Origin of the sequence: Pseudoalteromonas sp. 10-33 (assembly GCF_001469195.1) — a bacterium.
Taxonomy (GTDB): Bacteria; Pseudomonadota; Gammaproteobacteria; order Enterobacterales; family Alteromonadaceae; genus Pseudoalteromonas.
In genome coordinates, this window is the sequence record NZ_LOFI01000012.1 from 461,741 (window position 1) to 473,004 (window position 11,264).

Here is an 11,264-nt window from a genome sequence, read left to right on the forward strand (position 1 = left end):
AGACTTAATTAGGCTTCGTAAAACAATTCAGATGTGGCTTTATCAGCTACTTGCGATGAAAGCGACGCAGCTACGGCTTCGTCTGAATAACCTTCACGCGTTTCTGGGTTCATACCTAACTTTTTAATAAGGTTCATGTCAGCATCGGCTTCTGGATTTTCTGTAGTAAGTAGTTTATCACCATAAAATATAGAGTTAGCGCCCGCAAAAAAGCACATTGATTGCATTTGCTCATTCATGGCGTTACGCCCTGCCGACAAACGAACATAACTGTGTGGCATCATTATACGTGCTGTTGCTATGGTGCGTATAAACTCAAAATGGTCTAAATCATCAACGTTTTCAAGCGGGGTACCTTTTACTTTTACCAGCATATTAATAGGCACACTTTCTGGCTGCTGGGGTAGGTTAGCTAACTGCATAAGTAAGCCATAACGGTCGGCGGCTTGCTCTCCCATACCCACTATACCGCCTGAACAAACTTTCATACCGGCATCGCGCACATGATCTATGGTATTTAATCTGTCTTCAAACGTGCGCGTTGATATAATTTGCTCGTAGTATTCAGGTGATGTGTCTAAATTATGGTTATAGTAATCTAAACCTGCACTGCTTAGTTCGTGCGCTTTTTCGTTTGTGAGTTTGCCCAGCGTCATGCAGGTTTCAAGGCCAAGCTCTTTAACTTCTTTTACCATTTTTGAAATGTATGGCATGTCTCTGTCTTTTGGATCTGACCAAGCTGCACCCATACAAAAACGTGTTGCGCCTTTTTGTTTAGCTAAACGGGCTTGTTCTACTACTTTTTCTACTTCTATAAGGCGTTCGCGTTCAAGGTCAGTTTTATAATGGCCTGACTGCGGGCAATATTTGCAGTCTTCTGGGCATGCCCCTGTTTTAATTGATAACAAGGTAGAGATTTGCACTTCATTTGGATTGAAGTTAGCACGGTGAACCGACGCAGCTCTAAACAGTAAATCGTTAAACGGCATTTCAAATAAGGCTTTAACTTCGCTATGGGTCCAATCGTGACGAACAGGTGCACGTTCCATAATTCTCTCTTTATTTTTTTCATATTGGTGATGTTGGATTAGTCTAAAACTTCACGTACCATTGTCAACGAAGCTCACCCAGTTAAAGTTTACATATGAACAATAAGCAACCAATTGATTTAAATTTTGATCGTGAACACATTTGGCATCCATACACATCAATGACTCAGCCTATTCCTGTTTACCCTGTCACCCATGCTAAACACAATATAATTCACCTCGAAACAGGCGAACAACTAATTGATGGGATGGCATCGTGGTGGAGTGCTATTCATGGTTATAACCACCCCGCTATTAACCGGGCAATGGTTGAACAAATTAATGACATGAGCCATATAATGTTTGGGGGTATTACGCATTCAAGTGCAGTTGAGCTGTGCAAAAAGCTCGTCAAAATTACACCCAGCAGCTTAAACAAAGTATTTTTAGCTGATAGTGGCTCAGTGAGTGTTGAAGTAGCTATTAAAATGGCACTGCAATACTGGTTAAGCCAAGGTATTAAAACAAAACAAAAATTAATGACGCCTTATAAGGGCTATCATGGCGATACGTTTGCTGCAATGAGTGTATGCGATCCTGTTAACTCTATGCATAGCCTATATAAAGGTTTTTTACCTGATCACATATTTGTACCTGCCCCGGCCAGTAAGTTTTCTGGTACTTTTGAAAAAAGTGAAGCGATTGAACTTGAACATTATTTTAAAAATAATCACCAACACGTAGCCGCTTTTATCATTGAGCCTATTGTACAAAACGCAGGGGGTATGAATTTTTACCACCCCGACTATTTAGCCTGTGTAAGGCAACTATGCACGCAATATAATGTACTTTTAATTTGCGACGAAATAGCCACTGGCTTTGGCCGAACAGGTAAATTATTTGCGGTTGAACACGCCAATATTGAACCTGATATTTTATGCATAGGTAAAGCACTAACGGGTGGCTCAATGACTTTGTCTGCCACACTGACTAGCGATGAAATTGCCAAAGGCATAAGCGAAGGTGAAGCCGGTGTTTTGATGCACGGTCCTACCTTTATGGGTAACCCGCTAGCGTGTGCCGCTGCGTGTGCCAGCATAGATTTATTACTTGAGCAAAATTGGCAACAGCGTGTAGCTGATATAAATGACCAACTCCAGCAATTACATCAATGTATGGAGCTCAAAGACGTTGCTGATGTAAGAACCTTAGGTGCAATAGGCGTTGTAGAATTATCTGATGAAGCGGGAAGCATTGATGTTGCCACTATCCAAGCTTATTTTGTAGAAAAAGGTGTATGGATCCGCCCTTTCGGTAAACTAATTTATCTTATGCCACCGTATATAAGTGACGAAAACAGTATTAAAACGCTTTGCAATGCAATTTACAGTGCAATTAAAGGCAAACATTACGTTAAAGCTTGCTAAATATTGTCGGTCTAAAAGTGATGCTAATTAGCCAAAGACGGATTTAACTTGATGTAGATCATCTATATTAATTAAATTCGTCCTTAAGCCTTCAAATATGTGTTTAGTGGTTTTAGTATATTGCTCTTCGTAATATTTACGGATATGATAATACCTATCATTTACAATTACCTTTTGGACGTCTTACATGAACTTATTTTTTAAACCCGCCAAAGCATTAGGTGCCTCTTTTTTAATCGCGTCTGCATTTATTTCACAACCTATATTTGCTAACGGCCCTATTGGCGAGCATGTAAATCACCTTCAAGCTAACCTTAAAAGTTATAATGAAGAAGTTGAGTGGATGGTAGGTAAAGTGGACACGCTTGTTAGCACCTACGAAAGTAAAGGCGCTAAAGCTGTAAACACCGACGATTTAATTGAATATTGGGAATCGGTAAAATTTCACAGTGCAATTGAAACTAACTTAGTACCTGTTTATGCCTCTATTTGGCAAGGTTTGTACGGTGTGAAAATGGCAATTGATGGTGGTAAATCAGCAGCTGAAGTACGTACACACCAACACGCTATGAACACTGCCTTATGGCAAGGTTTAGGTGCTGTTAAACTAGCGGCTAAATTTCAACAAAAAGGCTTGTTAAAGACGGTTACAGCCACAGCAAGCAAAGAAATGACACAAAGTGCAACAATAGACGAAATAAAGCACAAACTAGACCGCGTTATCGCAAAACTTGCTGAACGCCTTCAAGACGAAGCAACTGAAATTGTACACGACACCTACCTACACTTATTCGAAGGCGTTGAAGGAACACTTATTGAGCAAGATGCCAATTTAGTAGAGGCACTTGAAAAAGATTTTAACGTAACGCTTCCAAAAGCGATTGCAGACAACAAAAGTGTTGATGAAGTGCGTGATGTAGTAACTGACATGCAAACAAAATTAGACCGCGCTAAGGGTTTAATTGAAAAAGCCGAAAAAAATCGTAAGGACGTTTTTTAGTGGAACGCAGAACCTTTATACAAGGGTTGGCTGCACTAGGGGTAATGGGCTCATTGCCATTACCTCTATCGCAGGCTTTTGCCAATACGGTACATAATCCCGTGTCGGTTGACGATTTACCAAAGCTTAAAGGTGATTTAACCTTATATTTAGGCCGAGGTGAAGGTGGTTTGTACGAAAATGTATTACAAGCTATCCAAAAAAATAACCCTGATTTTAATTTAGCTATTCGCCGCGGACCCACCGCTGCGCTTGCCAACACAATTGTTGCAGAAGCCAAAGCTGGCGTTAAACGCGCTGATTTATTTTGGGCGGTTGACTCTGGTGCTATTGGCCTAGTAACTGATGCAGGACTTGCTAAGCCACTGCCAAACGATTTATCAGCGCAACTGCAGCCACAATTTAAGTATAAAGAGTGGGCACCAGTAACCGGCCGTATACGTACATTGCCTTATAACACATCACGTTTAACGAAAGATCAAATTCCAACGAGTATTATGGAAATTGCTGAAAGCGATTTGAGTATAGGTTGGGCGCCTGCCTATGCGTCTTTTCAATCGTTTGTTACTGCAATGCGTATTTTAGAAGGTGATGATAAAACAGCTAAATGGCTCAAAAAAGTTAAAAAGCGTGCAAAAACCTACGCTGGTGAATTAGGTGTTGTTATGGGGGTAGAACGGGGTGAAGTAGATATCGGCTTTGCCAATCATTACTACACCTTGCGATTGAAGTCAGGCAAGCCTGATGCAAAACTTGATTTAGCGTTTACTCAAAACGACGCAGGCTGTTTGGTAAATGCTTCTGGCATTTTAACGCTTAACAGTGACCCGCTTGCAACTAACTTTATGCGTTATTTACTGAGTAAAGAAGTGCAAGGTTATTTAGCACGTGAAGCATACGAAATACCGCTAGTAAACGGTATTGAGCAGCCAGACGGTTTACCTTCGCTTTCAAGTGTTTTACCACCTAAAATTGATTTAACACAACTTGCAGATTTACGTCCCACTATTGACTTAATGCGCAGCAACGGCGTTTTATAATGCGAATACCTCCATCTTATCCAATGGCGCTGCTTGCAGCGCTCATTACGCTTACTCCTATTTGTATATTAATGGTGCTTGCAAGTGACTCAAGCTCTTATTTTGATAGCCATAACTTGGCCATTTTAGGCAATACACTGGCTTTAATGGGCTTAACTGTTTTGGGTTCTATTTTGATTGGCGTGCCACTGGCATTTATAAGTGCCTATGTTCATTTACCCTTTAAAAAAGCATGGCTTGTATTGTTTGCAGCCCCGCTTGCTATTCCCAGTTATATTGGTGCATTTACGCTTTACGCGGCATTTGGCCCTGGGGGCGAAATAAATAATCTATTGGGATTTGAAACACCCCCTATGTATGGGTTATCAGGTGCTGCAATAGTTATGACACTGTATACGTTTCCATTTGTAATGATGACTACCCGATCATCGTTATTAAGTTTAGATGCCAGCATGGTAAACGCAGCACGTACATTGGGTATGTCGATGACCCAAAGTGTATTCAACGTTATTTTACCCCGTGTAGTGAATGGCATTGCTGCTGGGGCGTTATTAGTGGCACTTTATACTTTATCTGACTTTGGCACCCCAGCCATGATGCGTCTTGATACCTTTACACGTGTTATTTATGTTGAATACAACGCCTTTGCACTGGGTCGCGCAGCGATGCTGTCGCTTCAGTTAATGATTATTGTAGGCTTTTTATTACTTATAGAGTCGCAAATAAAAACAGCTACTGAGCGAAATGGCCGCCCTCTTATTTTATTTCCAAGTAAGCTACAACTAGGTGCTATATTTACTCTGTTCGCTCCTGTCCTACTAATGGCTATAGGTTTACCATTGACTATATTTTTTATATGGCTTGCAAGAGATGGAGTAAGTAATTTTGACTTTACAATTGCATGGCACTCTACTTATGCGTCTGCACTTGCTGCTATGGTGGCAGTTATTGTCGCTGTGCCAGTTGCACATGCAGCCCTCAGTGGTAAAGCTGGTCGAATTATGGAGCGAGTAACCTACTTTGGCTTTGGCATACCTGGCATTGTGATGGGCACGGCGCTCGTTTATGGCGGGTTACAATTACCATTTTTATATCAAACTTTAGGGCTATTAATCATAGCGTACATGCTACGTTTTTTACCTCTGGCGGTTGGTTCAATTCGCACCAGCACCGAACATTTAGATCCAAGCTTGGTTAAATCTGCTCGCGTGCTTGGCGCAAGCCCGCGTGAAGCCTTCACGCGTATTACCTTGCCTTTAACCATGCGCGGTATCGTGGCTGGTGGCGCATTGGTGTTTTTAGAATCAATGCGTGAACTTGAAGCCACCTTATTATTAGGTCCAACAGGGTTTGAAACTCTGTCTACTTATTTATGGCGTGTATACGAAGCTGGCTATTTTGGCCGAGCTGCCATACCTGGGCTGTTATTAGTGGTGATCTCTGCTTGTGGTTTAGCTATTATGATGTCTGGCGAAAAACGTAACCAGTTTGAATATTAAGGATTTGAAGTAAATGCTATCTGTAAGTCAGTTGTCTATAGATTATGGCAGTAATCGTGTTGTGAGCGATTTAAATTTAACGCTTGGTGAAAACGAAATCCTAATGCTTGTTGGTCCAACCGGTTGTGGTAAAAGTACAATATTGCAAGCACTAGCAGGGTTAATACCTATCTCTGAGGGTGATATAAACGCAGATAAATGGCGTGCAACTCCTAATAAATCGGTGCCCCCTGAAAAGCGCAGTGTAGGTATGGTTTTTCAAGATTTTGCGTTATTTCCGCATTTGACGGTTGAGCAAAATATTTGTTTTAAATTAAAAGATAACAGCGTTGCGAATCATTGGATCAACTTACTTGGTCTAGATGAATTTAGAACAAAAAAACCAGCGACTCTGTCTGGCGGCCAGAAACAACGTGTTGCTCTAGCACGTACCCTTGCCCACCAGCCCGATTTTGTATTACTCGATGAGCCGCTATCAAATTTAGACGCAGCTTTAAAAGACATTTTGCGTTGGGATATACGAAATGCACTTAAAAATGCGGGTGTGCCAGCTATTTGGGTAACACATGACCAAGAAGAAGCCCTATCTGTTGGTGACCGTGTTGGTGTATTAAAAGGCGGAAAAATACAACAAATTGACACTCCCGAAAAATGCTTTAGTACCCCCGCTAATCGTTTTGTTGCGCGTTTTTTGGGTGAAGCTAGCTTTATAAAAGGCACGTTAAATAATGGCCAAGCGCTTACCGACATTGGTAATGCTCCCGCTCACGGTGTTGACTGGGCTCATGGCGATGTTGATGTATTATTGCGTCCAGACGATGTTTTATTAGTGCAAAGCAGTGTAGGTAATAATGGCGAAGTTATTTGGGTACGTTTTGAAGGTGGAAGCCGATTATGCGCAATTAAACTCGCCTGTGGTACTTTAGTCACTAGCCGTGTGAGTCACGAAGTGGTTGTTCACCCTGGTGATAACGTGCATGTTTCGCTAAGCACTTCTCATCCACTGGCGGCATTTAAACGCTAGCGGATTAACCATGTTATTTTGGAGGAAACTATGAACGGACCAAACCCAAATAACCCATCTCCAATGCCAGGGTTTCCTCAAGTAGGTTATTTAAAAAATTTTATTACGTCACCTAATATCGAAGTAGGTGATTACACGTATTACGACGACCCTGATGGGCCTGAACATTTTGAAAAAAATGTCCTTTATCATTTCGATTTTATTGGAGACAAACTTATTATCGGGAAGTTTTGTGCCATAGCAAAAGATGTAACTTTTATAATGAATGGGGCCAATCATCAAAGTGCTGGTTTTTCTACCTACCCTTTTTTTATATTTGGTAACGGGTGGGAAAAGTCTGCACCCCAACCAGGTGATTTACCTTTTAAAGGCGATACTGAAATAGGGAATGATGTGTGGATTGGCTATAACGCCACCATCATGCCTGGGGTAAAAATAGGAAGTGGCGCAATCATTGCCTGTAAATCGGTAGTGACCAGCGATGTCCCTGCTTATGCTGTCGTTGGTGGGAATCCAGCAAAAATAATCAAACAGCGTTTTGACGATAAAACGATTAGTGCACTGCTATCCATAGCATGGTGGGACTGGAGCAGTGACAAAATCACTACTCATTTAGATGCTATAACTCACAATAATTTAGATGTACTGTCTAAACTTTAGCACTACCACTCAAACATATACGCCATTTTACTTATCGTTTTAAGCGGCACATTATGCGAGTTACGTTTAGCGTATAGGTGCTGCATAGATTTATCTTTAACTTCACCCACAATCACTTCTTTTACTTGATAACCTAAGGCAACAGCTGCTTGAGTGTATGCCACAAATTCCCATTTTTTAATATTGGTGTTGTCTACAATTACAAGCGGAATGTCTTGTGCGAGGGCCTGTATAAAACGGGCTAAATTTAAATTATGGTATTGGGGTAATTTAAATTTATCAAAGTGATACTCACCCTGCTCGTTTAAAAAGTAATCGTCTGTTGAGCAAATTAAATATTGGCTTTCATCTGCAGTCGCTAATTCGTCTGCTAAATTTTGTGCATAATACGACTTACCGCTTCCAGGTAGTCCACGTAAAATAAAAACTTGTTTCATAGCATCCATTTCTAAAGTAATGGTCATTATTGAGTAATCAAAAAATATATAATGCCACAAAATCGTTAAACTTCAGAGCAGCAAATAACAAACTTAGTCATTTGTGCCTTAAAATCGACTAAAAATAAACCGCATTGATAAAAACTTTTAAAGAGTTGCCCGCAACAGTTTTTTTATTTTACTTTACTAGGTAAGATACAGGGTTCTAGTACAGCACCTTCTATTAATAAAATAGAGCGTATGTGTTGTACATATTTAAATAAATAAAGTTAGGCAACTTATATCATTGGAGTGAAGATGAGCCATTTAGCGATTTCAGAGCTATTAAAAGGCAATGTTGCGGTAGACAGCCAAGTAACAATTAAGGGCTGGATCCGTACTCGCCGCGATTCAAAAGCAGGAATATCATTTTTAGCCGTTCATGACGGTTCGTGTTTTGATCCTATTCAAGCGGTAGTTCCTAATTCACTAAATAATTATGATGAAGTTACTAGCTTAACAGCCGGTTGTTCTGTATCGGTTACTGGTGTTTTAGTTCAATCTGCTGGCCAAGGTCAATCGTTTGAAATTCAAGCTAATTCAGTAAAAGTTTTAGGTTGGGTAGAAAACCCAGATTCATACCCAATGTCGGCAAAGCGCCACAGCATTGAATACTTACGCGAACACGCGCACCTTCGCCCTCGTACTAACATGATTGGCGCTGTTACACGTGTACGTAACTGTTTAGCACAAGCTATCCATCGTTTTTATCACGAGCAAGGCTATTATTGGATCAGCACACCGATTATCACAGCAAGTGACTGTGAAGGCGCAGGTGAAATGTTCCGTGTATCGACACTCGATATGCAAAACCTTCCACGTACAGATAAAGGCGATGTTGATTACAGCGAAGACTTTTTTGGTAAAGAAGCATTTTTAACTGTATCTGGCCAGTTAAACGGCGAAACTTACGCGTCTGCAATGTCAAAAATTTATACGTTTGGCCCAACTTTCCGTGCAGAAAACTCAAATACTTCACGTCACTTAGCTGAATTTTGGATGGTTGAACCAGAAGTTGCGTTTGCTGATTTAGAAGACATCGCAAAACTTGCAGAAAACATGCTTAAGTACGTATTTAAAGCGGTACTTGAAGAGCGCCGTGACGATATGGAGTTTTTTGCACTACGTGTTGAAAAAACAGCCATTAGCCGTTTAGAAGAATTTGTAGAAAAAGACTTTGCCCAAGTTGATTACACTGACGCAGTAGAAATACTTAAAGCCTGTGGTAAAAAGTTTGAGTACGCTGTTGAATGGGGTGTAGATTTACAATCAGAGCACGAACGCTACTTAGCAGAAGAACATTTTAAAGCACCTGTAGTAATTAAAAACTACCCACGTGATATTAAAGCATTTTACATGCGCCAAAACGAAGACGGCAAAACCGTTGCCGCTATGGACGTAGTTGCACCGGGTATTGGTGAAATTATTGGTGGTTCTCAGCGTGAAGAGCGTTTAGATGTGCTTGATGCGCGCCTTGAAGAAATGGGCTTAAACAAAGAAGACTACAGCTGGTACCGCGATTTGCGTAAATACGGTAGCGTACCGCATTCAGGCTTTGGTTTAGGTTTTGAGCGCTTAGTTGCTTATGTAACAGGTATGGGCAACGTACGTGATGTAATTGCCTTCCCTCGTACAAAAGGCAGCGCAACGTACTAAAATTTAGATTAATAAGTTGTTTTAATATTAAAAACCAGCCAATTGAAGTGACCCCAATAAGTTGGACTCATTTCTAAGCGGCAACCAAGGCCTGATTTCGATATTGTATCGGACTCAGGCCTTTTAGTTTTAGCTTAATGCGTTCGTTGTTGTAATAATCGATGTATTCTTTGATGTTTTCAATGAGTTCATTTGCGTCCTTGAACGTCTCATTGTGATACATCTCAGTTTTTAATATGCCGAAGAAGTTTTCTGCAACGGCATTGTCTAAGCAGTTTCCTTTTCGAGACATACTTTGAATTAGCCCATGCTTTTTCAGGTGTTGTTGATATCGTTTATTTTGATATTGCCAACCTTGGTCTGAGTGGATGAGTGGTCTCTCATGCTTCAACAGCTTTGCTGTTGCGGCTTTAAGCATGTCAGTCACTAGTGGTAGCGTGACAGATGTCCTTACCTCATAGCTGACCACTTCTTGGTTAAATAGGTCTATTACCGGTGACAGGTATACCTTTTCTCCATTGACTTTAAATTCAGTGACATCGGTCACCCATTTTTGATTGGGCTTCTTTGCCGTAAATTCACGTTTGAGAACATTTTCAGCGATTCTACCGACTTCACCTTTGTAAGAGGTGTAGCGTTTAGGTCTGACTTTTGATTTCAAGCCAAGTTCGCCCATCAAGCGTTGCACGCGCTTATGATTAACCACCAAACCCATTGCTCTTAGCGTGCAAGTTACCCTACGGTAGCCGTATCGTCCTTTGTGCTTGTGATAGATATCACGTATTCTTTCGCATAAGTCAGTGTTGGAACAGGGTTGAACCAGTGTATTACGATGGTAATAATACACACTCTTGGGAAGCCCTGTGACCTTTAATAAGTGTTGTAAGCTGTATTTTGCCTTGAGCTCTTCGACAACTATCGTTTTGTCTTTGCTTTTTTCTTTCTGGCCTGAGCCAAGGCTTCTAACTTTTTTAAGACTGCGTTCTCTGCACGTAGATAATCCAATTCTTCCCTGAGCTCTTTTTCAGACATGTCTGCTGATGGTTTAGGAGTTGAAGAATGATTCGTCACGCGAGGCCTACCTTTTTTCTTTGGTTTTAGTCGGGTTATACCCCCGTGAGCATAAAGCTTTTGCCATTGAAATAAAATACCTGGGGATGATAAGTCGAAATAGGCGCTAGTATAACCCAAAGACCAATCATTAATTTCCATCGTCTCGAGCACATGAATTTTGAACCCGCCTGAATAAGGTAACTGTTTATGGATAAAACTCTTTGACCCATTAAGCAGGTAGACCTGAAACCAATAACGAATAAGCCGAGCGCTAATATTGTACTTTCTACTTAATGCTTCAGAGTTTTCCTGCTCAGCAAGTTGTGCGAGCTTTAACTTAAATATTCTTTTGTACTTGGACATAAAAAGACCCCCAGTAATTGGATTGTCCAACTATTGGG

The 11,264-nt window shown here is 40.8% G+C and carries 11 protein-coding genes; 7 read left to right on the top strand and 4 right to left on the bottom strand.

Annotation, left to right across the window (positions count from 1 at the left end):
• Positions 1–8: 8 nt before the first annotated feature.
• Positions 9–1,049 (bottom strand): biotin synthase BioB, encoded by a 1,041-nt coding sequence (gene bioB / locus ATS76_RS09895; RefSeq protein WP_058551994.1) that lies wholly within the window; start codon positions 1,047–1,049, stop codon positions 9–11.
• Positions 1,050–1,144: 95 nt separating this feature from the next.
• Between bioB and bioA the strand changes: the two genes are divergently transcribed.
• The 6 genes from bioA (at position 1,145) to ATS76_RS09925 (ending at position 7,678) form a co-directional block, all read left to right on the top strand.
• Positions 1,145–2,455, top strand: coding sequence for an adenosylmethionine--8-amino-7-oxononanoate transaminase (bioA, locus tag ATS76_RS09900; protein WP_058551995.1), 1,311 nt, complete (start codon positions 1,145–1,147; stop codon positions 2,453–2,455).
• Positions 2,456–2,642: 187 nt separating this feature from the next.
• Positions 2,643–3,455, top strand: a complete 813-nt coding sequence (locus ATS76_RS09905) for a hypothetical protein (RefSeq protein WP_058551996.1) — start codon at positions 2,643–2,645, stop codon at positions 3,453–3,455.
• Complete coding sequence (locus tag ATS76_RS09910; protein WP_058551997.1) at positions 3,455–4,495, top strand: extracellular solute-binding protein; 1,041 nt, start codon at positions 3,455–3,457, stop codon at positions 4,493–4,495. Before ATS76_RS09905 ends, ATS76_RS09910 begins: the two co-directional genes overlap by 1 nt.
• Positions 4,495–5,994, top strand: a complete 1,500-nt coding sequence (locus ATS76_RS09915) for an ABC transporter permease (protein WP_058551998.1) — start codon at positions 4,495–4,497, stop codon at positions 5,992–5,994. The genes ATS76_RS09910 and ATS76_RS09915 overlap by 1 nt, the downstream gene beginning before the upstream one ends.
• A 13-nt stretch (positions 5,995–6,007) precedes the next feature.
• Entirely contained in the window at positions 6,008–7,018 is a 1,011-nt protein-coding gene (locus tag ATS76_RS09920) for an ABC transporter ATP-binding protein (RefSeq protein ID WP_058551999.1), read from the top strand.
• A 30-nt stretch (positions 7,019–7,048) separates the two neighbouring features.
• On the top strand, positions 7,049–7,678 hold the full coding sequence (locus ATS76_RS09925; RefSeq protein ID WP_058552000.1) for a Vat family streptogramin A O-acetyltransferase: 630 nt from the start codon (positions 7,049–7,051) through the stop codon (positions 7,676–7,678).
• Positions 7,679–7,680: 2 nt separating this feature from the next.
• On the opposite strand, the gene ATS76_RS09930 is transcribed toward ATS76_RS09925, so the two are convergent.
• Entirely contained in the window at positions 7,681–8,115 is a 435-nt protein-coding gene (locus ATS76_RS09930) for an ATP-binding protein (RefSeq protein WP_008131176.1), read from the bottom strand.
• A 297-nt stretch (positions 8,116–8,412) separates the two neighbouring features.
• Between ATS76_RS09930 and asnS the strand changes: the two genes are divergently transcribed.
• Positions 8,413–9,810: an asparagine--tRNA ligase gene (gene asnS / locus ATS76_RS09935; protein ID WP_058405591.1), complete on the top strand. Its 1,398-nt coding sequence runs from the start codon at positions 8,413–8,415 to the stop codon at positions 9,808–9,810.
• 73 nt (positions 9,811–9,883) lie between these two features.
• Here the strand turns inward: asnS and ATS76_RS09940 are convergent, their stop codons facing one another.
• On the bottom strand, positions 9,884–10,816 hold the full coding sequence (locus tag ATS76_RS09940; protein WP_152995635.1) for an IS3 family transposase: 933 nt from the start codon (positions 10,814–10,816) through the stop codon (positions 9,884–9,886).
• On the bottom strand, positions 10,726–11,226 hold the full coding sequence (locus tag ATS76_RS09945) for a transposase (RefSeq protein WP_058552002.1): 501 nt from the start codon (positions 11,224–11,226) through the stop codon (positions 10,726–10,728). Before ATS76_RS09945 ends, ATS76_RS09940 begins: the two co-directional genes overlap by 91 nt.
• Positions 11,227–11,264 lie beyond the last annotated feature (38 nt).